Genomic DNA, 23305 nt, shown 5'->3' with positions numbered 1-23305 from the left:
TAGATGGCGGGTTCGGAGTACGAGTTCTGGCTGTTCGACCTCGACGGGACGCTGGTGGACGTGGAGTGGTCGTACGCACGCGGCGTGTTGGACGACGTTGGCGACCGCCTCGGCGTCGAGTTCTCGGACCGCGAGGCGGAAGTGCTGTGGCACGGTCTCGGCGGGAGTCGCGACGCACAGTTGGCGGCGTGGGGATACGACGCGGACGCGTTCTGGACGGCGCTCGACGACGTCGAGGACCCGGTGGCGCGCGCCGAAGCGACGTACCTGCACGAGGACGCCGCCGCGCTCGCGGACCTCGACCGGCCGACGGGACTCGTGACGCACTGCGCCGCGTTCCTCGCGGAACCGGTGCTCGACCACCTCGACATCGCGGACTGGTTCGACACCCGGCTGTGCTGTTCGCCCGAAACGGGCTACAAGCCGGACGCGCGACCCCTCGAACTCGCGATGACTGACCTCGGCGTTACTTCACGAGAGCGCGGCGTCTACGTCGGTGACGGACAGAGCGACATCGAAGCGGCGGCGAACGCCGGCCTGCACGGCGTGCACGTCGAGCGCCACGACCCCGAGGTTCGCGGGCGCTGCGTGCTCGGCGACCGCCGAACTCGTCGCGTCGACACGCTTCTACAGGACGCGGCGGAGTAGCCGCGCCCAGTTCTCCCCCAGTATTTTCGAGAGGTCAGCCTCGTCGAATCCCTCGTCGCGGAGCGCGTCAACGAGCAGCGGGAGGTCCGTCACGTCGTCGAGTTCGTCGACGAGCGATGCGCCGTCGAAATCGGAGCCGAGCGCGACGTGTTCGACGCCGACGGTGTCGGCGATGTGCGCGGCGTGCGCGGCGATGTCGTGGACGCTCGCGGACGCGTGCGGGTCGGGCCGGTCGGCGTAGCTGCTCGCGCCGAACGTCAGTCCGACGACGCCGCCGGCGTCGGCGACGGCATGGAGCTGGTCGTCCGTGAGGTTCCGCGAGTGCGGGCTGACGGCGTGCGCGGCGGTGTGCGTGACCGCCATCGGCGAGGCGAGTTCGGTGAGGGTGTCCGCGAGGGTCGCAGCGTTCATGTGCGCGCCGTCCACGAGGATGTCGCGGTCGTCGCACGCGCGGACGAGGCGGCGGCCGGCGTCGGTCAGGCCGTCGCCGGTGTCGGTGTCGCTCGGGTACTGGAAGGGGACGCCGTGGCCGAAGTCGTTCGGGCGGCTCCAGACGGGGCCGAGTGACCGGAGGCCCGCGGCGTAGAGGAAGTCGAGGTTCGCGAGGTCGGGGCTGACGGCTTCCGCGCCTTCCAAGTGGGGAATCGCGCCGACTACGGCCGAGTCAGCGCAGGCGTCGAGGTCTTCGGGCGTGGTGACGACGCGGAGGCCGTCGAGAGCGCGGTCGGCGCGGTGGAGGAGCGCGAACATTCGGTGGACGCTGTCGCGCGCGCTCTCGAAGCCGGGCGTCGGCGCGAACGGATACCGGTAGGAGTCGCCGTCCACGACCGGGTCGGGCATCTCGGGGCTCGGCGGGAACACGGCGAAGAAGGCGGCGTCGACGCCGGCGGCGCGTGCGCGTTCGATGTCGAGGTGGCCGCCGTCGCGGGCGCGGAGCGCGGCGACGGGGTCGTCCGCGTCCACGCACTGGAGGAGGACGTCGGTGTGGCCGTCTATCGTCATCGGTCGTACCCGGGCAGGTCGGCGAGCACGGCGTCGAGGTCGGCGAGCGCGGACGTGAGCGCCGCGACGCCTGGTTTCTCGCGGCGTTCGGGGTTCGCGAAGACGCGTACCGGTTCCTTGCTGAGCGGGACGAAGTCGAGGCCGAGGTCGTCGGCTGTCGCGCGCAGGCCGAGGCCGGCGTCAGCGCGGCCCTCCAGGACTTTCCGTGGGGGGCTGGCGTGTGCCTTCACGGTGAAGTCGTAGCCGTCGACGTCGTCGGTGAGCGAGTCGGTGTCGCGGTCGACGGCGAGGTCGGAGAGCGCGGCGTCGAAGGACGTGCGGAGGCCTGAGCCGGTGTCACGGTTGGCGAACTGATAGTCACTGTCCACGAGGTCCGCGAGGCTGTCGGGGCCGTCGGGGGCAGTGACGAGCCCCCACTCGCGGGTCCACGAGGCGAGTTCGTCGCCGGCGACGTCGCGGTCGAGCGGGCCGCTGGTGACGGCGATGTCCGGAAGGCCGTCTCGGAGCCGTCGGACGCCCTCGCGCGTGCCGAAGGAGAGGTAGCGCGGTCCTCGAACCCGGTCGAGGACGCGGGAGAGCGCGGGGTCGTCCTCGCCGACGCCGAGCAGCGCGGGTGGGCGCACGTCCGGCGAGAACAACTGCACGTCGACGTGTTCGCCCTCGTCGAGATAGTCGGTGTCGGCGTCAACGGTGACGACGCCGTCGGCCTCCACGAGACTGGTGGTCGCGCCGCTTCCCTTGTCCACCGGATACACCAGCGTCTCGCCGTCACCGTTCTCGACCAACCCGACCGGCATGAGGCGGGTTCGGCCCTCGCCGTAGCGCTCGCGCGCGCTCATCCGGCCCGTGACGGTCGCGGACGGCGGCGTGGGTTGTCCGGCGGCGTCCCGGATTTTCGGGGCGACGAACGTGCGGAAGATGGTGAGCGCGCTCACGGGATAGCCGGGGAGGCCGACGTACGCGCTCCCGCCGAGTTCGCCGACGAGCATCGGCTTCCCGGGTTTGACGGCGACGCCGTGCAGGAGGAGGCTGCCGCGGTCCTCGACGACGCGGTACACCACGTCGACGGCGCTCGCGCTCGTGGAGCCGGAGGAGAGGACGAGGTCGCACTCGTCGGCGGCCTCGCGGAGCTGGCGCTCCATCTCGGCCTCGCTGTCGCCGGCGTGCGGGTAGAGCACGGCCTCGCCGCCCGCCTCCTCGACGCCGGCGGCGATGGTGTACGTGTTCACGTCGTGGATTTCGCCGCGCGAGGAGTCGAGGGGTTCGCCGGGGCGGACGAGTTCGTCGCCCGTGGAGACGATGCCGACGCGGGGTTTCGCTCGGACGGGGACTTCGGCGACGCCGAGCGCGGACAGAAGGCCGATTTCACGTGACGTGAGTCGGGTTCCGGGGCCGAGCGCGCGTTCGCCCGCCGCCACGTCCGCGCCCGCGACCATCACGTCCTCGCCGGGCGCGACCGCCGTCCGAACCTCGATTCGCTCGCCGGACTCGACTTCGGCGGTGCGTTCGACCATCACGACGGCGTCCGCGCCGTCGGGGACGACCGCGCCCGTCGACACCTCCGCGCACTCGCCCGGGGAGACGGCTACGTCGGGTGTCTCGCCGGCGTGCACGATTCCCGCGCGGTCGAGGACGACGGGGTCGGCTTCGGTCGCGCCGAACGTGTCGCGAGCGCGCACGGCGTAGCCGTCCATGGATGCGCGGTCGAACCCGGGGACGTCGAGGTCGGCGTCAACGCGCTCGGCGAGTACGCGGCCGCGGGCGTCCGCGAGCGAGACGAGTTCGGTGCCGGGCGCGACGTCGAGGTCGTTCACGACCTCGCGAGCCTCCGTGAGGGAGGAGAGGTCGCGGAACTCCTTGCGGGTCATCGCTCGCCCTCCCAGAACTCGACGGTGACAGTCTCGCCCGCCGCGTACCCCTCCACGTCCTCGGGGACGGCGACCCAGCCGTCGGAGAGCGCGACCGACGAGAGGATGCCCGACCCGGAGGTTCGGACGGGCGTCGCGGTGCCGTCGTCGACGGTGACGCGCGCGAACGTCCGCGTGCCGGGTTCGCTCGCGAGTTTCCCGTCGAGCGTCGCTTGCCGGGTCGGGTGGGGCGCGGGGTCGAACCCGCCGAGAGCGGCGATGGCGGGGCGGAGGAACTGGACGGCGTTGACGATGCACGCGACCGGATAGCCCGGGAGCATCACGACGAGCGTTCCGTCGACGCGGCCGAACGCGACCGGGTGGCCGGGTTTGAGCGCGACGCCGTGCACGAGCACGTCGCCGATGTCCGCGACGACGTCGGGGACGAGGTCGCGTTCGCCGACCGACGACCCGCCCGTCGTCACCACCACGTCGGCGTCGAGGTCGCGCTCGATTGCCGCGCGGAGTTCGTCCGCGTCGTCCGTCACCACGTCGCGGTAGCGGCTTCTGGCGCCCCAGCGCTCGGCGAGTCGAGAGACCGTGAGGCCGTTCGTCTCCACCATCTCGCCCGGTCCCGGGTCGGCGTCCACGAGTTCCTCGCCCGTCGGTATCACGGCGACGGACGGGCGCTCGAACACGGAGACGGCGTCGACGCCGGTGCCGCGGAGGAGGCCTAAATCGCTCGGACGGAGGCGGTGGCCGGGGTCGAACAGCGCGGTTCCGGCGGCCACGTCCTCGCCCGCGGGCCCGACGTTCTCGCCCTCCGCGACGGCGTCGAACACCTCGATTTCGCTCCCGACCTCGGTGAGGTGTTCGATCATCACGACGGCGTCCGCGCCGTCTGGCATGGCGCTCCCGGTGTGGACGCGCGCGGCCTCGCCCGCCCCCACGTCGCCCTCGGTCTCCCGGAGGACGGCGGGCGAGCGGTCGCCCGCGCCGAAGGTGTCGCTGGCCTGCACGGCGTACCCGTCCATCGCGGCGCGGTCGTAGTGCGGCACGTCGCGGGCCGCGGTGACGGATTCAGCGAGCGCGCGGCCGTCCGCGTCGGCGAGCGGGACGCGCTCGACCCGACCGTGTGGCTCGACGACGCCCCGGAGGGTGTCGACGGCGTCCGCGAGGCGGGTGCGGTTCTTGAACCCGGCCTCGTGGCGGTCTGCGTTCATACCCACGGATTGGGTCGGTGGCCGTCTAAAGCCAGCGGGTCTCAGAAGCCAGCGAGCCACATAGCGCCCGTCGGTTTTTTCGACCCGGCGCGCGAATACGTGAGTATGACTGGCTTCCGTGACGCGCTCCGCGACCTGCCCGACGCCGTCTCCGTGGACCTCCTCGAAGGCGAGGACGCGTACCGTGTCGTCGTCGACGTTCCGGGCGCGACCGCCGACACCACGGACGTGCGCGTCGAGGACGGCGTGCTCCGCGTGGAGGCGCGCCGCGAGAAGGACGTGCCGGCGGGCTTCTCCTACCACCGGGAGGACCGCGCGCTCTTTCTCGACGCGGAACTCCCGCTACCCCCGGACGCAACGGACGCGGACGCGACCGCATCAATCGACGAGAGCGTGCTGACGGTGACGCTCCCGAAGGCCGGCCGCGGTCGTGAGATAGAGATCGAGGGCTGACGGTGGCGGTACTGCGCGCGTACCGACGGTTCGTCGTCGTGCTCTGGCAGTTCCTCCCGCTCATCGTCGCGTACCTCCGCGACCGCCGGAAGTACTTCTTCTTCGGCGGCCGACGGCGGGTGTCGAGCGAGATGCGAGTGCGCCGCGCGCGACGGTTGCTCGATAGCCTGCTCACGCTCGGCCCGACGTTCATCAAACTCGGCCAGCTGCTCTCCACCCGTCCCGACATCCTACCGCCGGAGTACGTGGACGTGCTGGAGGGACTTCAAGACCAGGTGCCGCCCGCGGACTGGGAGGACGCGCGCGCGGTGCTCGAAGCGGATGTGGGTGACGTAGACGAGGCGTTCGACGACTTCGACGCGGACGCCATCAGCGGCGCGAGTCTCGGACAGGTGTACACGGCCGAAGTCGACGGCGAACCGGTCGCAGTGAAGGTTCGGCGGCCGGGCATCGAGGACCTCGTGGAGGCCGACCTGCGCGTGATTCGGTGGTCGATTCCGCTCGTCGAGCGGTTCGTCGGGCAGGCGCGGGCGTTCAGCCTCGACAACCTCGCGGACGAGTTCGCGAAGACGATTCGCGAGGAGATGGACTACGCGCGGGAGGCCGAGATGCTCGCGGAGATTCAGGGGAACTTCGCGGAGAACGACAGTATCGCCATCCCCGACGTGTACGACGAGTACTCGACCGAGCGCGTGCTCACAATGGAGTACATTTCGGGCACGAAAATCTCGAACGTCGACGAACTCGACCGGCGGGGCGTGGACCGGCACGCGGTCGCGGAGACGCTGGAGCGCGCGTACCTCCAGATGATAATCGAGGACGGCGTGTTCCACGCCGACCCGCATCCCGGGAACCTCGCGGTGCAGGACGACGGCACCATCGTCTTCTACGACTTCGGGATGAGCGGGCGCGCGGACGAGTTCGTCCAGCGGAAGATAGTGGACTTCTACATCGCGGTGGCGAACCAGGATATCGAAGCCATCCTCGACACGCTCGTCGAACTGGGGACGCTGAGTCCGGAAGCCGACCGCGCGACGATGGCGGAAGTGATGGAACTCGCGATTCGGGACGCTCGGGGCGAGTCCATCGAAACCTATCGCGTCCAGCAAATCGTGGGGAAGGTCGAGGACACCATCTACGACTTCCCGCTGCGCCTGCCCGCGAACCTCGCGCTCGTCCTCCGCGTCGCGACAGTCGTGGAGGGCGTGTGCGTGACGCTCGACCCCGACTTCGACTTCATCTCGGTCGCGACCGACTACCTCGGGGACTCGGGCTACCGCGAGGAGGGCGCGCGCCAGTTCGTCGAGGAGACCGGCGAGGAGTTCGCGCGGGCCGCACAGTCCGCCGTCCGCGTCCCGCCGAAACTCGAACGCGCGCTCGACCGCATCGACCGCGACGACCTCTACGTCCGCGCCGACATCGAAGACTCGAACGACGTCATCGACCGCCTCGGCAGACGCATCGTCTTCGGACTGCTGCTCGCGGTGTCCGTGCTCTCCACGTCCTACCTGTACGCGGACGCCCACCTACAGGCGGCCGCCGTAACCGGCGGTCTCGCGGTCGTCACGGCGTTCTACCTGTATCGGTCGTTCCGGAAACGGAAGCGCCTGCAGGCGACCCCGCAGTTCACGCGGCAGAGCCTCCGCGAGCGCCGCGAGAAGTGACACCACCTCACCTTTGGGGTGGGTGCGCGTAGTCCGGATATGGACATCGCTTCGTTCGACCTCGAACGCTGGTTCGACGAGTACGAACACGACGCGGACATCATGCTCGCCGAATCGGGTATCCGGAGCCTCGACAGCGAGCGCTTCGACACCGATCCGGGCGAACTCGGGTACGTCATCCCGACGGACGGCGACCCCGACCTGCGCGCGGAGGTAGCGGGCCGACACGACCGCACGGCGGACGAACTCGCGTTCACGTGTGGCGCGCAGGAGGCGAACTTCCTCGCGTACCACGCGCTGATGGACGAGGGCGGACACGCGGTCGTCGTCACGCCGACGTACCAGGCGCTCACCGCCGTGCCCGACGCCATCGGCGACGTGACCGAGGTGTCGCTCAATCCGGCGACGTGGGAGTTGGACGTGGACGCGGTGCGTGAGGCGATTCGTCCGGAGACGGACGTGGTGGCGTTCGTGAACCCGAACAATCCCACGGGTCGCCACCACGACGCGGAGACGGTCGAAGAACTGTACGAGGTCGCCGCCTCGCACGACGCCTACCTGCTCGGGGACGAAGTGTATCGGCTCCTGGCCGAGAATCCGACGCCGCCGGTCGCGAGCCTGGGCGAGTACGGCGTCAGCACGTCCAGCCTCTCGAAATCCTACGGGCTGGCGGGTCTGCGGTTCGGCTGGCTCTGCGGCCCGCGGGAGGTCGTGGACGCGGCGGTCGAGTGGAAGGACTACACCACCATCTCGCCCGGCGTCTTCGGTCAGCACGTCGCGCGGCAGGCGCTCGGCGAGCAGGAGGCCGAGATTCTCGCGGAGAATCACGAGATAGCGACGAGGAATCACGACATCGTCGCTGACTGGCTGGACGAGCACGGCCTCGACTGGCACGACCCGACCGGCGTGAACGGCTTCGTCACCGTGCCCGATGCGTTCGCGGGGTCGCGGGAGTTCTGCCGCACCGTCGTCGAGGACGCGGGCGTCGTGCTCGCGCCCGGGGACTGCTTCGGGTACGACGACTACTTCCGCATCGGATTCGGGCTGCCGACCGAGAAACTGGAAGCGGGGTTGGAGCGCGTGAGCGCCGTCCTCCGCGCGTAGGGCGGTCGTCGCGTTCCAAACGGTTTATACTCGCACGTCGAGAATCCGGGTGCATGGCGAAAGAGCAGAAGCAGGTTCGCGAACTCCAGGAAGGGAACTACGTCATTATCGACGACGCGGCGTGCAAGATCGACGCGTACTCCACCGCGAAGCCCGGGAAGCACGGGAGCGCGAAGGCACGCGTCGAGGCTCGTGGCGTCTTCGACGAGAAGAAGCGGAGTTTCAGCCAGCCTGTCGACGCGAAGGTCTGGGTGCCTATCGTCAACCGAAAGCAGGGCCAAGTCGTCGCGAAGGAATCCGACAACGTCGTGCAGGTGATGGACCTCGACACGTACGAGACGATCACTATCGAACTCCCCGACGACGTGTCCGTCGACCCGGACGACGAGATCGAGTTCCTGGAGTGGGAAGGCAAGCGGAAGGTTCTCGAATAGATGTTCGCCGGTGCGACCGCCGACCGCGAGGACGCGGATTACGTGGTCGTCGGCGCACCGCTCGACGTTTCGACGTCTTTTCAGCCGGGGACGCGGTTCGGGCCGGACCGCGTCCGTCAGTTCGCGCGGACGTTCGAGGACTACGACCACCGGACTGACCAGTCGTTCTCCGTGCTCGGGGTGCACGACCAGGGTGACGTGCACGCGTGGGACGACACCGAGGAGTACCTCGACTACCTCCGGGGGACGCTCACGGATGTCCTGTGGGACGACGCGGTGCCGTTGCTCGTCGGGGGCGAGCACACGGTCTCTGTGGCGGGCGTCCGAGCGGTCGAGCCGGACGTGTTCGTCGCGCTGGACGCCCACCTCGACCTCCGCGAGTCGTACGACGGGAACCCGTTGAGTCACTCGACGGTGACGCGGCACGCGCTCGACATTGCGGACGAGGCGTACGTCGTCGGTGCGCGCTCGGGGAGCGACGCGGAGTGGGCGCGCGCTCGCGAGGCGGACGTGACCGTGGTGGAGCCGAGCGAGGCCGAGTCGTGGTCGCCGTCGCTCTCCGGCAACGTCTACCTCTCGGTGGACGTGGACGCCGCGGACCCGGCGTTCGCGCCCGGCACGGGAACGCCGGAACCCGGAGGGCTGTCCTCGCGGACGATGCGGCGGCTCGTTCGCGAGCTCGCGCCCGCGGCGTCGGCGTTCGACGTGGTGGAGGTGAACGACCGCGACGACGGGCAGGCCGCGGTTCTAGGGGCGAAACTCCTCCGGGACTTCGTGTTCGCACACGCCGATTCAGGGTAGGGCGGACAGGCGTCACTCGCACTACTCGGGGCGGTGTGACGCACAACCGCTGAGCGCCCCGAGACGACTATTACTGCACGCCCCCGGCTGGCTCGGGTTCGTATTTGAAGGTTCGCCGCATCTATGGCGAGCGCGCTCCGTGTACCGGTATGGATGTCTCCGAACTCGCGGCGCGGTACGACGAGGCGTTGCGGACGAGCGACTACGCGGACGTGGACGCGAGCGCGAACGGTCTCCAAGTCGGAAGCGGGGACGGGGAGGTCGAGCACGTCGCGTTCGCGGTAGACGCCGCCGTCGAAACCATCGAATCCGCGGTGTCCGTGGACGCCGACGTTCTCGTCACCCATCACGGGCTCTCGTGGGGCGGCATCGAGCGCGCGACCGGACGGGACTTCGACCGCATTGCACCCCTGATTCGGGAGGACGTGGCGCTCTACGTCTCCCACCTCCCGCTCGACGGACACACCGACCTCGGGAACGCCGCCGGGCTCGCGGACCTGCTCGGCCTCGCCGGCCGCGAACGCTTCGGTGCGATGGGACCGGAGTACATCGGCCTCGCCGGCACCGCCGACGCCCTCGACCCCGCGAGCGTGCGGGCGACTCTCGAAACCGAGTTGGACCACGGCGCGGGCGGCGTCCGCCACCTCGACTTCGGCCCGAGCGAAATCGAGGACGTGGCAGTCGTGACCGGGAGCGGCGCGGATTGGTTCGACGACGCCGTCGAACGCGGCGCGGACGCGTTCATCACCGGCGAAGGAAAACAGAAACTCTACCATCAGGCGAAGGAAGCCGGCGTCCACGTCTACCTCGCCGGCCACTACGCGACCGAGACGTTCGGCGTGAACGCGCTCGCCGACCGCGCCAGCGACTGGGGCCTCGAAACCACCGTCCTCGACGCACCCACCGGGCTCTAGGAAACCACTAAACCGCAGAACGCGCTATCTCCGACTGGCCGATGACGATACCACCGCTCCGACCCGGGCTGGCACCCGCGGAACGACGAGCCCTATGAGTGCCGAGGCCAAACTATTACCGACCCTTTCGCTCTCTCAGTTAGCGTGGAACAAGAGGCTGCAAGCAGCATGACACAAAGTGAATGAGGAGGTCGACCTATTACCGATCTTTCCTCTGCCGATCAATTTGAATTCGCGATAGAGCAGTCCCTTCACATTTAATTATCTCGCTACCATCCATCGGAGCAATGGCTGATAATTTTCAAGAGAAAGTCGACTTTATCTGGTCGGTCGCTAACCTCCTTCGAGGCGACTATAAGCAGTCTGAATATCAGAAAGTAATCCTCCCTCTCACGGTCCTTCGACGGCTCGACTGCGTCACGGAACCGACGAAAGACGAAGTCCTCCAGAAGTACGAAGAGCTCGAAGACCAGGGCGTTGAGAACGTAGCCCCGGCCCTCGAACGGGTCTCCGGTCAGAACGTCTACAACACGAGCGAGTACACCTTCGAGAAGCTCTGTGAGGAGCCCGAGCAGATCGATCCGAACCTCCGGTACTACATCAACTCGTTCGACGACGACACGCAGGAGGTCCTCGAGAAGTTCGACTTCGGCCACCAGATCGACCGGCTTGAGGATGCCGACCTCCTGTACCAGGTCGTCCGAAAATTCAGGGAAATCGATCTCCACCCAGACGAGGTCCCCAATGAGGAGATGGGCTACATCTATGAAGAGCTGATTCGGAAGTTCTCCGAACTCAGTAACGAGACCGCTGGTGAGCACTTCACCCCACGTGAAGTGATTCGCTTGATGGTCAACCTGATTTTCAACGAGGACGACGACGTGTTGACCCAGCCGGGTGTCGTTCGTACCCTCTACGACCCCGCATGTGGTACTGGCGGGATGCTGAGCATTGCCGAGGATTACATCCGGGGACTGAACCAAGAGGCGAACCTCCACGTATACGGCCAAGAGCTCAATCCTGAATCATACGCAGTCTGCAACTCGGACATGCTCATCAAGGGACAGGACCCGGACAACATCGTCTACGGGAACTCGTTCAGCAACGATGGGTTCCCTAGCCGTAACTTCGACTATATGCTCTCAAACCCACCTTTTGGTGTCTCTTGGGACAAGGTGGAGGATGTAGTCAAGCAGGAACATGAACAACAGGGCTTTGCTGGACGGTTCGGTGCTGGAACTCCCCGAAAGAGCGATGGCTCACTCCTCTTCCTCCAGCATATGCTAAGTAAGATGAAACCCCAGGATCAAGATGGCTCGCGTATTGCAATAGTCTTCAATGGCTCACCTCTGTTCTCTGGTGGTGCAAATAGTGGTGAATCTGCTATTCGACGGTGGATAATCGAGAATGACTGGCTTGAAGCGATTGTAGGGCTACCGGACAAGCTGTTCTACAATACAGACATCCATACTTACATTTGGATTCTATCGAATAATAAATCCGCACAGAGGGAAGGGAAAGTCCAGCTGATAGATGGCCGTGATCTGTATGAAAACATGCGTAAAAATCTAGGAGATAAAAGCAATAAGCTAAATGACGAACACATATCTAAAATCACGTCAATATTTGGGGAGTTTGAGAAGGGGGGCCGATCGAAAATTGTGGCTAATGAGGAATTCGGATACCGACGCATCGTTATAGATCGGCCACTGCGGCTATCGTTTAGCGTTACGCCCGAAAAGATCAACTTACTGGATGAAGAGCGCGCTTTCAGTAATCGGGAAGACGAAAAACAAGAAGCAATTAAAGATGCACTTGGAGACCTTTCTCAAGAAAAGGTTTGGAAAGATAGAAAATCGTTCCACGACGATCTCGAGCGTATTTTTGACAATGCTGGGATTTCTGTGACTAAAAGTGTCATTGGAAATATTGAAAATGTTCTAGGAGAACGTGATCCAGATGCAGAGATTTGTCGTGACAGTAAGGGGGAACCGGAATATGATCTAGACCTCCGGAGTAACGAACGAATCCCCTTGGGGGAAGATCCATATGATTACTTCAAGCGGGAAGTTGAGCCTCATGTGCCAAATGCTTGGATAAACGAAGAATCAAAACGATATGATGATAAAGATGGCGAACTAGGCGTTGTAGGATACGAAATCAATTTCGAAAGGCAATTCTACCAATATGAACCTCCCCGTTCGCTAGAAGAAATTGATCAGGATATCGAAGAAATAGAGGAAGAAATCGTGGAACTTCTAGAGGAGGTGGTCTAATTGGCATCTAATATTGAAGAATTTGGTCCGTATGAGGAGTACAAATCACCGCCCGAAGGCTGGATGGAAAAAGCTCCTAGTGATTGGGAGATAAAACGAGCGCGCTACTGCTTTGAAGAGGTAAATGAACGGTCTGAGACTGGAGAAGAAGTACTCTTCTCCCTTTCAAAGTATCAGGGGCTTGTTCCACGGAAGAATCTTACAGGTGAGGATCATAGGGCAGATTCTCTAGAAGGGTATAAAATTTGTAGAGAGGGTGATATCGTTATGAACAAAATGCAGGCATGGAATGGAATGTTTGGATTAGCAGACCAGAAAGGGATAGTGAGTCCAGACTATACTGTATTCCGCCCTCAGGCGAATATTCTCCCAGAGTACTACCTCTATCTCTTGAAGACACCCATGTATGTCGGTCAATTCAGATGCCGCAGCCGAGGTATTGGGACTGCATATCTCCGCCTACATACCCAGTATTTCTATGACATCCCTCTTTACCATCCACCGCTAGAGATCCAACAAAAAATCGTCTCTTTCCTCGACCACCACACCTCCCAAATAGATTCATTAATTGAAAGAAAAGAGAACCTGTTAGATCTACTGGAAGAAAGACGGCAAGGTCTCATAACACGTGCAGTAACGACTGGTCTTAATTCTGGATCAGAGATGGAGGACTCCGGTATTGAACCTTTTAGCAAGATTCCGGAGACATGGTCAACAACGAAGCTAAAGTTCGTTACTACTGCCATCATCGATTCAGAACATAACACGGCTCCCGAGGAACCCGATGGAGATTACCACATTATTCGTACATCGGACGTCCGCGATGGAGAACTGAAACTACAACAGACACAGAGAACCAATAGAGAGGTCTATGAAGAGTGGACAAAGAGAGGAACGCCTTCTCATGGCGATTTGATCTTTACTCGAGAAGCCCCAGCGGGAGAAGTAGGGCTGATCCCAAATGATGCAGAGGTACTTCTCGGGCAAAGGACGGTGCTCATTAGCCCCGATGAATCTGAAATAACGGCAAGATTTCTTTGCTATTATCTGCAAAGCGATGTAGTAAGCTGGTATATCAATCTAACGTCACAGGGATCTACCGTGGATCATCTAAACTTGTCTGACTTGAGAGATCTCCCTCTCTTCCTTCCTCCTAAGCAAACACAGGATGAAATTGTTGAGCAGTTATCATCAAAAATCACGAGAATCGATAGCCTAGAAGACTACGTGACAGATGCAATCTCCTATTTTAAAGAGAAGAGGGAATCAATCATCAATTCAGCGGTTACGGGTCAAATTGATGTCTCAGGCTGGGAGTTACCTCGTGAGGAGGTAGTTACGGCATGAGCCCTGGAATATATGATGAGAACACGTTTGAAGATGCGATAGAAACCCATTTACTTCAAGATGGTGGCTACGAGGCCATACCATCGAGTAATTTCGATCGAGAAAGAGCAATCTTTCCCGAAACGCTCATTTCCTTCGTCAAGAAGACCCAGCCCGACAAATGGGAAAAGCTCGAAACGGCTCACAAGGCAGGTGCTCGTAAGGCGTTCCTCCGGGATTTAGAGAGCGCTCTCGAACGCAAAGGGACCCTCGAACTCGTCCGCCATGGTCTCCGAACGACGGGGATGACAATCGACCTCGCTACATTCCAACCGTCGACCGGTCTCAACCCTGAAGTCCAGAAAAAGTACAACGCAAATACTCTCGGCGTTACTCGCCAGCTCTACTACTCCGATACGGACCCCAACAAGAGCATCGACCTTGCGCTCAGCATCAACGGAATCCCCGTCGCGACGGCGGAGTTGAAGAACCCCATGACGGGGCAGAACGTCGAAGATGCGAAGCAGCAGTACCAGTCAGACCGCGATCCCGCGGAACCACTTTTTAAATTCAAACGCGGGGCTCTGGTCCATTTTGCCGTCGACCCGAACGTCGTAGAGTACACGACGGAACTCGCCGGCGACGATACGCACTTCCTCCCGTTCAACAAGGGCCACAACCACGGTGCGGGGAATCCTCCACACGAATCCGGGCACCGAACTGCCTATCTCTGGGAAGATGTCTGGGCGAAAGACAGTTGGATGGAGATCCTTCAACGGTTCATCCACATCGATGAGGAGGAGGTCCGGAAGAACGGGATCGTCGTCGAGACGAACGAGACGATGATTTTCCCGCGGTACCACCAACTCGACTGTGTCCGCAAGCTAGTCCGGACGTCTCGAAAAGAAGGCGCTGGGAACAACTACCTAATCCAGCACTCGACCGGCAGCGGCAAGAGTAAGTCCATCGCGTGGCTCGTCCATCGGCTGGTCTCCCTTCACGACGACTCTGATGACCCGGTCTTCGATGGTGTAGTTGTCGTCACCGACAGGACGGTACTCGACGACCAACTTCGGAATACGATCTACGAGTTGGACCACACCACGGGTGTCGTTCATGGAGTCGAAGGCAAGCAAGGGTCCAAGTCGGAGGAGCTCGCCGACGCCCTCGAAAAGGGCAAACCCATCATCACGACGACGCTCCAGACGTTCCCGTACGTGATTGAGCACACGTCGGGGCTCCCCGATCGCAACTACGCTGTCGTCGTTGACGAGGCCCACAGCAGCCAGACTGGCGAGATGGCGAAGGAGATGAAGCAACTCCTCGCAGGTCGTGATATCGAGGATGATGACGACTGGGAGACGCTCCTCGCCAAGAGCGCGGAATCACGTGGGAAGCAGGATAATCTCAGCTTCTTCGCGTTCACTGCCACACCGAAAGCCAAGACGCTCGAAGTCTTCGGTCGCCTTCCTGAAGACGGTGATAAACCGGTCCCGTTCCACCTCTACTCGATGCGGCAGGCCATCGAAGAGGGATTCATTCTAGACGTCCTCCAGAACTACACGACCTACAAGACCTTCTTTAACCTCGCGAAGGCCATCGAGGAGGACCCGCAAGTCCCCGAAAAAAAGGCGGTGAAGGCGATCACTCGCTACGTCGAACTGCACCCCCACAACATCTCGCAAAAGGTCGAGATCATCGTCGAACACTTCCGAGAACACACGCAGAACAAGATCGGTGGCAAGGCTAAAGCGATGATCGTAACCTCGTCGCGTGAGCATGCGGTGCGATACAAGAAGGCCATCGACCAATACTTGGAGGATCACGAGTACGACGATCTCAAAGCTCTCGTTGCGTTCAGCGGCTCAATCGAGGTAGACGGAATCGAGTATACGGAGCCGAGGATGAACGACGGTATCAAGGAATCGGAGCTACCGAGCAAGTTCGATACATCCGAGTACCAGGTGCTCGTCGTCGCCGAGAAGTACCAGACAGGCTTCGACCAGCCGCTTCTCCACACGATGTACGTGGACAAGAAGCTCTCCGGTGTCCAAGCAGTCCAGACGCTCGGTCGGCTAAACCGGACCCACCCAGGTAAGGAAGACACGTTCGTCCTCGACTTCAAGAACGACGAGGAGGATATTTACGAGGCGTTCCAGCCCTTCTACGAGCGGACTACGGTGGAGGAGACTTCTGACCCACAGCACATCTATCAACTTGAGTCGGAACTCAATGCGTTCCAGGTCTACACCCAACAGGAAGTCGACAAATTTGCTGAGGCGTTCTTCAGCCCAGAAAACCGCGGGACAGAGAAGTCACACGCAAAACTGGAGTGCCAGATTCAGCCTGCCCGTGACCGGTTCATGACGCTCCCGGTTGAGACGCAAGACGAATTCCGATCCAAACTTCGGTCGTTCCTTCGTCTATATAAATTCCAGTCTCAGGTGGTGAACTACGCCGATACCGAACTCGAGAAGCTCTACACGTTCGGGCGGTTCCTGTACAAACAGCTCCCCAGGGACCCACAGGGGCCGAGCGTCGAGTTCAACGATGAGCTAGCGCTCCAGTACTATCGAATCGAAAAAATCAACGAGGGACGTATTGAGCTTGATCAGAAAGGAGGTGAGGTCTCAGGGCCTACCGCAACGGGCACGCGGAGCCAAGATGAGGACGAAGTCGAGCTCTCAACAATTGTCGACAAAATGAATGAGGCGTTGGGGACCGATTTCACTGGAGCCGACCAACTCTTTCTTAACCAGCTCAAGGAAGACGCGCTTGAGGACGATCATCTTCGACGTTCCGCTCAAGTGAATTCAGAGGAGAACTTCGCGCTGGAATTCGACGATACACTAACCGACTTATTCGTCGATCGGATGGACCAGAACGAAGAACTGTTCGCCAAGTTCATGGACAATGAAGAAGTACAGCAAATTGTTACAGAACACCTCCGTCAAGAAGTCTATCAGGAAAGTCAGGAATCTGAGGCCTAAATGAGCATACATAGGAGCACAAATATCCTCTCCTCATCTCACGGTGTTGTTTTATTGACAAACTTGCAAAATGAATTGGCAAACTGAATGGTCAAGATAGTAAACGTCGTTGCCTCGGGCGCTCTGAATGTCGAACTCGATTTAGAACGCCTCGCTGGCGACATCGGGGGGCCAGTTGCTCGCTATGATCCTGACAAGTATCCGGGGATGTACCTCCGATTCGAGGAAGACGCGCCGCTGATAACGGTCTACAGAACGGGGAAATTCATCATCACCGGCGCGGACTCAAAAGAGGACTCCTACTCGCTCCGAGGGCGATTCCTGAACCTGTTCTCCGATATGGACGTCATCGAGGAACCGGAGGACGAGTGGTTCACGGTCCAGAATTACGTCTGTACCGCAGAATTAGGACAGGATCTCAATCTGAATGCGCTCGCCATTGGGCTGGGTCTCGAGAAGACTGAGTACGAACCGGAACAGTTCCCCGGTCTAATTTATCATCCTGAGGGCGCTGAAGGAGTGGTGCTGCTCTTCGCTACAGGTAAGGTTGTTATCACCGGATGTCGGAGCGTCGAATCAGCCGAGGAGATTTTTACGGGCTTGACAGAGACGGTCTCTGAATTTCTCTAACCGGTGAGTCTCTGATAACTGCCTCTGTTGGTCTCAGACTGTACGGAGGGTAACGGGACTTAGACGCTAACCCATCGCTCCCGAATCTGAATACCAGTCATCCTCTGGACGGGGGACTCGGTCAGCAGGCGAGAGACTGTACGCTGAGTAACGGTGAGGATGCCACTCACGGGAGGAAATCCTGCAAAATTTGGCCAGATGTGATTTGACCAACCGTCAGAGGCTCGATGAACAGGCGAATCCCAGTCACAATCAAGATGAGTAGTGCGAGACTGATTGCTGGTGAGAGGAGGGCCCCAATGATGCGCATCTCGGTTGTTTCGGGGTAGTAGTCGGCGTTCTTGTGTCTGACCCAGATTATTCCTGTAATCACTACCGAGGTTGCTGCGATAAGAAATTGTCCTGAAGAGCGCGGGTAGCCGAGAATCGAGATTATCGCTAATCCTCCCCAGACGACAATGAGTAGCCAGAACGCTAGTTGTAGCTTCTCGACAGCCCACTTTCGACGCTTTTCGGCGTACTCAACGTAGCTCCCTCGTCGGTCATCGAATCGGCTAAAGTCGAACAGATGGCCCGAGAAATCCTGAATTGTCTCAGAGTAGACCTCGAAGTCATCATTGCTCTCGCTTATCAGGTCGTCCAGTTCGTCGATTCGGGTTTGGATTGTTGGGAAGTAGAACAGGAGGACGCCGGAGATGACGAATATCGAGAACGGGAGCACCATATCCACGTTGGACCACCGGACGACGAGAAAGAGATTAGCGAATACTGCTCCGAGGAGCGCCAGCACCACTTTCTGAATCTCTGAAGTTAGGCTCCGTGTCGTCTCTGAGACAGTACTCGTAACGTCGGCGGTGAATACGTGGGCGTCTTGGATAGCATCGTTGAGGTCATCGAAATTCTTCTCGATGGCCTCCTCTTCCAAGAACGTGTAGAACTCACGAATCTGCGCCGTTTTCCGGGGCAGGTCCTCGAACGAATTACACTCCTCAACGATGCTATGGTGCCAGAAGTCTCGATACGTGTTCCGTGTGCCCTTCTCCACAAACGACTCATAGAACTTGTAAAGCGCCGCTAGTTCATCTACTGAATATCCTTGAACGGCATCGGTGAATGTCTCCCCGTCGATTTCGTCGCTGACGGTTTTACGGCGTGTTTTGATTTCGAGTTCCAAGACGTCCTCAGTCAATCTCACTCGCTTTGAGACTCCGGCGAAGACGCTGTAGACGAACACTGACGAGAACAATTCTCTCGCCTTAGGTGTGCTAAAGAGCGAAGGAGACACTACCGACAGTTCGGGTCCGGCTTGGAGCATATCACGGTCTCGGTCCATGAGCGTTCGATACTGGCTCACGTTGAAATCGAGGTCTTCCGGCTCCGAGTTGAGCAAGGAGCTAACGGAGTGGAACTGAAGCAGTGATTCGTACTCTGGTTCGATTTCTTCGTAGAATACAAAGACTGGAGGATTTCGTTCATCGAAGAACTCGTCGGCGACTGTTGCGTAATCTGAGGTATGCTGGTCTAGCCAACTTCGAAGCCGCTTCTCCTCCGTCCAGAATGAAATTGAGATGGAGGGCGTGTTATCTAACTCCGATTCGAGCCGGTCCCCAATCTCTGATTTGTCTATGATACAATCTACGTATAGGGATATCGACGCCGTCCCAGACCATTCAAGCAGAAAATCAGCTAATCTCCCAGCTTCGTCATCACGGAGGATGTCCCCGACGACTCGACGCCAGTCTTGAATATCTACGTCTTCGGTATCGTACGCTCTTTCGAGGGTGTCGAAACCAGAGTTGTGTATTCGAAGGCTCCCACCAGATTGGATAATCGGCTGCTCTCCGGTTCTATCCGTGTGGAATGTCACTTCAAAATCGTCGAAATAAGCTCCCTCCTCGTGGGCTAGCTGAAGGATTCCACTAAGCGCATCCTCAGAAAAATCGGAGACGGGGCTATCGATATCGATTATCCGAGACTCTTCTGTAATCTCTCGACCTTCCCACATCGGGGAAAGCTGAGAGAGGTGCTCTTCTATTTCGGTCATTACTGAATGTCATCGAACGAATCGTACTCAGACAGGTTCTCTAGAATCTCTTTCCGGTAATCTCCGCCACCGTGCCCTGTAACCGCGACATTAGGTTCGTTTCCGGGGATGACGACGTAGTACGACCCATCGTTGACGAGGAAGATTTTGCGCTCAAGTACGTCCCGAAGAGGCACACGAATATCGATGCCTGAGATAGTGATTGTAACTTGGCCTTCCAACTTCTCATCATCGAGGTCTCGTCGGATGTCATCGAAGTCATCGACGCTCTGAGCTTCGGATAAGGGGTTCTCATCGTCGCCTTCCTCCACGTCTTCGACTATCCATTCGTTCAGAACCTCGTTATTGGTCTTTGTGTCTTTGAGTCCAAGGAATTTCCACCAGTGCTGTGCATAGTAGCTTTTCTGGTAGATTCCGGCCTCGTCTGGCCGTGCTTCGTCAAGCGAGTAGTTGACTCTGGGATAGATGACGCCCTTCTTCAGTTCGTCTTCGATAATCTCGCTGATTTGGGAAAGTCCCACCTCATCATCCGGTTCGTAGACGTCCTCGTATGGTGCTTTGATTATCGCAAGCAACTCGTGGCCCTTGTGAGAGAACTGGACTGCGATGAGGATTCCTGGTTCCGAATTTGCCGCTCTGAGATACCGTTCTGCTAATTTACGTAGGTTGGATTCAAACTCGTCGCCGTCCTTGAGTTTCGTCAGTAGTGATTTTGCGGGATGCTCATCGTCCTCGGCAACATCGCTGAAGTCAAACTCGTGAAGTCGAGCAGTCGGCTTGTTTGCTGAGAAGCTCTTTTCGGCGAGCGAGCCGAGCATGCTTTGTGTCGCCTCTGTGGCGTCCTCGAAGTCCCCGTCGTCCATGTCGGACTGACTGATGTTCGAGAGGATGTCGTAATCGCCGTCCTCCTTGCATTGAACGACGCCAATTTGGGCGGCATCTACCATGTTGAATGTAACCACTCAATTAGAGCTACAAATATGTTCATATCACAGACGTAATTAGACAAAACTCGCCCCACCAATTAAAGTAAGTAATTTGATATTATTTCCCGGCGTCACTCTGAATAGGTCCTACTGCCGCCGCTAGTTCTAGCAGCGACGGCGTTGGCCAGAGATTACTATGACTGATTCAGACAGCGACAAGCAAGGCGAATCGAGCGGCATTCAGATAGGCGGTATCCATATCGGCTCAATGGAGTACCGATTCCTCAAACTCGTCGTCTATGCCGTCATCGGACTATTTCTCTGGCCGTATCTCCTCCTGCTGTACATCTATCTCTCTATCCGTCGATTCAACAAGGGTATCATCAAGGTCTCAAAGAAGGCGTCGGAGACGCTACGCGAAGAATACGAAGCTGGCTACGAGGAGGGGAGTTCTGAGGACTGATTCACGCTTCGAGGGTCGAAGACTGTACGGAGGTCCCCGTACACGGCGCTGAAGCTCTGTTTCTACCTGACTGAATCATCTCTATCGAATGCTGCGAGGACCGCGTGAGAAGACGACTGATGAAGACCTACAAGAACCAACAGACTCGGCATTAGGTCTATTAGGTTTGCTCGGTTCGGTGGTCAGTCATCACCATATCCCCGATTAGTCGGTCGCGCTCAGCTTGGTCAATGTCATATTGCTCAAGGTGCCTATCCAGTTCGTCTTTGAGCTCGATTTTATCACCAATTTCCCTAATAGGTATCTTATAGGTCTTATTGGTGATACTGTTGAGGTCGACTGCACCATACTTGTTAGCGCTAGATAACCCATCGTCGTGCCACTGGGTGCCTTTGTTGTTCCCGGTCTTACGGACTACGCCTTCTTTCTGGAGGGTACGGAGATGAGAGCGAACCGTATTCGGGTGCTTATCGACTTTTGTGGCTATCTCGGTTCCTGAGACCGTACCCATCCTCGATAGTACATCAATTATGTCTCGTTCGGTGGACTTCCGAGTACGTGAGACACCTAATGCTATCTCTCGGGGAAGCCAGGGTGGGATTGCTCCAGTATTCACATAGACGGTCGCTCCCGACCCATCCCGAGCAAATCGGAATATCGCTTGTAGCACCTCATTTTCTCGCATATGCTGGAGGAGTTCATCACCGAAGGCTCCATACGATTTTGCGGTACCTGACTTACTGCCAGACGCCTCGAATCCGAATAGAGCGGCCCACCGTTCGATAAATTCGTCCCCATAGTGGGGACTGCCGAGAATCACACCGACATCTTCCTTAGCTAATTTATTTGAACCTCTGAGATTCCCATAGTGGGTGCTGTTCGGAGACATCGGGATGTTTCTAGCTTTGAGCTTCCCCAGAGCTCTGTCTGAGCTAATTACTGCTGGGTCATCGCCATGGACCGCAATCACTTCTCGAAGAAGGGCTTCATCACGGTCGACATTGACGTTATTTCCGCTTGTGTATGGGCGGATATATTTGAGTTCGGTCTGGACAATCTTCAGGTTCTGCGTATTCCGGATGTATTCTTCCCGCTCTGAGTCACTAAGAACCTGCTTTTGCTCAAATCCGACATTGAACATCAAGTCATAGAGACGTAGTGTAGGTGTTCCATCTAATGCGATTACATTCTTGGCGTTTGTCAGAGTTGGCGGAGTGAGAACAGACATCTCGTTCCCGTTCTGGTTGTGAGCAAATACTTGACCGCCTCCCAAGGAGGCTCTACTCCAGTTGTTTCCGAGGGGTTCAGAGACGAGGATACCTAAGACAAGGAGTGGCGCGTGAATATGGTAGTCCGTAGTGGTCGGGTCAAGAATCTGCTTCGAACCACCAATGTTGATTCCTCTGTTTTCGAACCAGTTGAGTGCTAGTTCTGTGTTTTTGCTGTCGTTGTTGGAAATTAGACTGAAGTAGTTCGGGAATGGGATACCGCTTGTTTGTTGAAGGAAATTAGTGATAGTGGTTTGCAAATCTTCGAATTTAGTAAGAAAGGCATCCGACGGTATCTCATCACTGACCACTACTCTGTTCTCTATGACTTTCTCGACGTATGCGTGGGTGTAGTGCCCTATGATGACGTCGTAGTTTTCTGGTTGGAAGTTCCACGCAGCCTGGTAGGGGCAGGCACTCCCATTCTGACATGGAGGGTTCCAATGAGCGTGTAGGTCTGAAACTGTAATCCCCAACTCACGATATTTCTTGAATCTCCTTTTTAACTGGGGGCCGTGCTTTCCATCAAAGGTTGGGCAATCCTCGTCAGCGTTAGGTAGAATTTTGGAAGATAGCCCGTGCGTCTGACACCAAGACTCGATTTCAGCGTACCTGCCCTTTCGGCCTCGGGAAGTGAGTATGGTGATTGGTGTCTCTGTGGCTGAGGCCGCTTCTACCGCAGCATAGCTTTTCCCAGTCCCAGGTAGAGCATCAATTAGAACTGGTTGGGTTTCCGCATATGCTTCCTCAATCGCTTTAAGGCATTTATCCCGAACTTGAGAAAGGGAGAGAGACGCTGAGGCAGAGATTTGTGACTTCTGAGACTGTCGTCCACTCGGTAACTTATTGGACTGAGTATTTTGTTGCTTGTTCTTTGCTGGCTGCTCAGAACTCCCATCAATTGAATCAACCTCAATTGTGTCTGCTGGCCGCTTTGTCCCACCGGATTGCTGACGCATCTGCTCCTCAAACGAAGTCGGAGCATCTTCTGGAGCCTCCGCTTCTCGGTCTTCTGCTTCTGCTTCTAATTTTTTGAGCTTCTGCTCCTGGTCAACCTCAAATCCAGAAAGACCATACCGGTTCATTATCTTCTGTTTGTTTGATTGATATGTGGCGGTATGGTCTATCTCTCCAACCCAGTCATCTATGCCGGCTTCGTCGCATAGCCGTTTCAGCATCTCAAAACGGTCATTCTGAATCATAGGACGCTTCCCACCAAGCGCCTCTCCATCTTTCAGTTCATCATATTCCTTGGTACGTTGAGAAGACACGGTCTCCCAATATTGGAAGTA

The 23305-nt window shown here is 58.9% G+C and carries 18 protein-coding genes; 12 read left to right on the top strand and 6 right to left on the bottom strand.

What is annotated here, in order from left to right:
• Positions 1-3 precede the first annotated feature (3 nt).
• Entirely contained in the window at positions 4-648 is a 645-nt protein-coding gene (locus ACOZ4O_RS10510; protein WP_424525263.1) for an HAD family hydrolase, read from the top strand.
• Here ACOZ4O_RS10510 and ACOZ4O_RS10505 read toward each other — a convergent pair.
• From ACOZ4O_RS10505 to glp, 3 genes are read right to left on the bottom strand one after another with little or no spacing between them, the layout of a single operon-like run.
• Entirely contained in the window at positions 628-1650 is a 1023-nt protein-coding gene (locus tag ACOZ4O_RS10505) for a dipeptidase (protein ID WP_424525262.1), read from the bottom strand. The two genes, ACOZ4O_RS10510 and ACOZ4O_RS10505, sit on opposite strands and share 21 nt — an antisense overlap.
• The gene (locus ACOZ4O_RS10500; RefSeq protein ID WP_424525261.1) at positions 1647-3518 is read right to left on the bottom strand and encodes a molybdopterin biosynthesis protein; all 1872 of its coding nucleotides are present in this window, start codon (positions 3516-3518) and stop codon (positions 1647-1649) included. Before ACOZ4O_RS10500 ends, ACOZ4O_RS10505 begins: the two co-directional genes overlap by 4 nt.
• Positions 3515-4720, bottom strand: a complete 1206-nt coding sequence (gene glp, locus ACOZ4O_RS10495; protein ID WP_424525260.1) for a gephyrin-like molybdotransferase Glp — start codon at positions 4718-4720, stop codon at positions 3515-3517. Before glp ends, ACOZ4O_RS10500 begins: the two co-directional genes overlap by 4 nt.
• A 105-nt stretch (positions 4721-4825) precedes the next feature.
• Between glp and ACOZ4O_RS10490 the strand changes: the two genes are divergently transcribed.
• The 10 genes from ACOZ4O_RS10490 to ACOZ4O_RS10445 all read left to right on the top strand — a co-directional run bounded on the left by ACOZ4O_RS10490 (position 4826) and on the right by ACOZ4O_RS10445 (position 17312).
• Positions 4826-5173 (top strand): Hsp20/alpha crystallin family protein, encoded by a 348-nt coding sequence (locus ACOZ4O_RS10490; RefSeq protein WP_424525259.1) that lies wholly within the window; start codon positions 4826-4828, stop codon positions 5171-5173.
• A gap of 2 nt (positions 5174-5175) precedes the next feature.
• Complete coding sequence (locus ACOZ4O_RS10485) at positions 5176-6837, top strand: ABC1 kinase family protein (RefSeq protein WP_424525258.1); 1662 nt, start codon at positions 5176-5178, stop codon at positions 6835-6837.
• A gap of 39 nt (positions 6838-6876) precedes the next feature.
• Positions 6877-7941 carry an aminotransferase class I/II-fold pyridoxal phosphate-dependent enzyme gene (locus ACOZ4O_RS10480; protein WP_424525257.1) on the top strand — a complete coding sequence of 355 codons (1065 nt, stop codon included), beginning with the start codon at positions 6877-6879 and terminating at the stop codon, positions 7939-7941.
• 53 nt (positions 7942-7994) lie between these two features.
• A complete protein-coding gene (locus ACOZ4O_RS10475; RefSeq protein ID WP_424525256.1) occupies positions 7995-8375 on the top strand; it encodes a translation initiation factor IF-5A in 381 nt (126 codons plus the stop codon).
• Positions 8376-9176, top strand: coding sequence for an agmatinase (gene speB / locus ACOZ4O_RS10470; protein ID WP_424525255.1), 801 nt, complete (start codon positions 8376-8378; stop codon positions 9174-9176).
• Between the two features lie 149 nt (positions 9177-9325).
• Positions 9326-10090, top strand: a complete 765-nt coding sequence (locus ACOZ4O_RS10465; RefSeq protein ID WP_424525254.1) for a Nif3-like dinuclear metal center hexameric protein — start codon at positions 9326-9328, stop codon at positions 10088-10090.
• Between the two features lie 287 nt (positions 10091-10377).
• The gene (locus ACOZ4O_RS10460; RefSeq protein ID WP_424525253.1) at positions 10378-12366 is read left to right on the top strand and encodes a type I restriction-modification system subunit M; all 1989 of its coding nucleotides are present in this window, start codon (positions 10378-10380) and stop codon (positions 12364-12366) included.
• Entirely contained in the window at positions 12367-13713 is a 1347-nt protein-coding gene (locus tag ACOZ4O_RS10455; protein ID WP_424525252.1) for a restriction endonuclease subunit S, read from the top strand.
• Entirely contained in the window at positions 13710-16682 is a 2973-nt protein-coding gene (locus ACOZ4O_RS10450) for a type I restriction endonuclease subunit R (RefSeq protein ID WP_424525251.1), read from the top strand. Before ACOZ4O_RS10455 ends, ACOZ4O_RS10450 begins: the two co-directional genes overlap by 4 nt.
• 87 nt (positions 16683-16769) lie before the next feature.
• The gene (locus ACOZ4O_RS10445; protein WP_424525250.1) at positions 16770-17312 is read left to right on the top strand and encodes a TATA-box-binding protein; all 543 of its coding nucleotides are present in this window, start codon (positions 16770-16772) and stop codon (positions 17310-17312) included.
• A gap of 166 nt (positions 17313-17478) precedes the next feature.
• Here ACOZ4O_RS10445 and ACOZ4O_RS10440 read toward each other — a convergent pair whose 3' ends face one another.
• Complete coding sequence (locus tag ACOZ4O_RS10440) at positions 17479-19356, bottom strand: hypothetical protein (RefSeq protein ID WP_424525249.1); 1878 nt, start codon at positions 19354-19356, stop codon at positions 17479-17481.
• Positions 19356-20303, bottom strand: coding sequence for a hypothetical protein (locus ACOZ4O_RS10435; RefSeq protein WP_424525248.1), 948 nt, complete (start codon positions 20301-20303; stop codon positions 19356-19358). The genes ACOZ4O_RS10440 and ACOZ4O_RS10435 overlap by 1 nt, the downstream gene beginning before the upstream one ends.
• A 175-nt stretch (positions 20304-20478) precedes the next feature.
• Here ACOZ4O_RS10435 and ACOZ4O_RS10430 point away from each other — a divergent pair, with 175 nt between their 5' ends.
• Positions 20479-20745 carry a hypothetical protein gene (locus ACOZ4O_RS10430; RefSeq protein WP_424525247.1) on the top strand — a complete coding sequence of 89 codons (267 nt, stop codon included), beginning with the start codon at positions 20479-20481 and terminating at the stop codon, positions 20743-20745.
• Positions 20746-20905: 160 nt separating this feature from the next.
• Here the strand turns inward: ACOZ4O_RS10430 and ACOZ4O_RS10425 are convergent, their stop codons facing one another.
• Entirely contained in the window at positions 20906-23215 is a 2310-nt protein-coding gene (locus ACOZ4O_RS10425) for a winged helix-turn-helix transcriptional regulator (protein WP_424525246.1), read from the bottom strand.
• Between the last annotated feature and the right edge of the window lie 90 nt (positions 23216-23305).

Source organism: Salarchaeum japonicum, from assembly GCF_049705945.1.
Taxonomy (GTDB): Archaea; Halobacteriota; Halobacteria; order Halobacteriales; family Halobacteriaceae; genus Salarchaeum; species Salarchaeum japonicum_A.
Note: the sequence above shows the minus strand (reverse complement) of the source record. Positions and strands in the feature narration are given on the sequence as shown.

Coding starts and splice junctions, on each gene's coding strand:
- ACOZ4O_RS10510 (WP_424525263.1), top strand. CDS start 4: ATGGCGGGTTCGGAGTACGAGTTCTGGCTGTTCGACCTCGACGGGACG.
- ACOZ4O_RS10505 (WP_424525262.1), bottom strand. CDS start 1,650: ATGACGATAGACGGCCACACCGACGTCCTCCTCCAGTGCGTGGACGCG.
- ACOZ4O_RS10500 (WP_424525261.1), bottom strand. CDS start 3,518: ATGACCCGCAAGGAGTTCCGCGACCTCTCCTCCCTCACGGAGGCTCGC.
- glp (WP_424525260.1), bottom strand. CDS start 4,720: ATGAACGCAGACCGCCACGAGGCCGGGTTCAAGAACCGCACCCGCCTC.
- ACOZ4O_RS10490 (WP_424525259.1), top strand. CDS start 4,826: ATGACTGGCTTCCGTGACGCGCTCCGCGACCTGCCCGACGCCGTCTCC.
- ACOZ4O_RS10480 (WP_424525257.1), top strand. CDS start 6,877: ATGGACATCGCTTCGTTCGACCTCGAACGCTGGTTCGACGAGTACGAA.
- ACOZ4O_RS10475 (WP_424525256.1), top strand. CDS start 7,995: ATGGCGAAAGAGCAGAAGCAGGTTCGCGAACTCCAGGAAGGGAACTAC.
- speB (WP_424525255.1), top strand. CDS start 8,376: ATGTTCGCCGGTGCGACCGCCGACCGCGAGGACGCGGATTACGTGGTC.
- ACOZ4O_RS10465 (WP_424525254.1), top strand. CDS start 9,326: ATGGATGTCTCCGAACTCGCGGCGCGGTACGACGAGGCGTTGCGGACG.
- ACOZ4O_RS10460 (WP_424525253.1), top strand. CDS start 10,378: ATGGCTGATAATTTTCAAGAGAAAGTCGACTTTATCTGGTCGGTCGCT.
- ACOZ4O_RS10450 (WP_424525251.1), top strand. CDS start 13,710: ATGAGCCCTGGAATATATGATGAGAACACGTTTGAAGATGCGATAGAA.
- ACOZ4O_RS10445 (WP_424525250.1), top strand. CDS start 16,770: ATGGTCAAGATAGTAAACGTCGTTGCCTCGGGCGCTCTGAATGTCGAA.
- ACOZ4O_RS10440 (WP_424525249.1), bottom strand. CDS start 19,356: ATGACCGAAATAGAAGAGCACCTCTCTCAGCTTTCCCCGATGTGGGAA.
- ACOZ4O_RS10435 (WP_424525248.1), bottom strand. CDS start 20,303: ATGGTAGATGCCGCCCAAATTGGCGTCGTTCAATGCAAGGAGGACGGC.
- ACOZ4O_RS10430 (WP_424525247.1), top strand. CDS start 20,479: ATGACTGATTCAGACAGCGACAAGCAAGGCGAATCGAGCGGCATTCAG.
- ACOZ4O_RS10425 (WP_424525246.1), bottom strand. CDS start 23,215: ATGATTCAGAATGACCGTTTTGAGATGCTGAAACGGCTATGCGACGAA.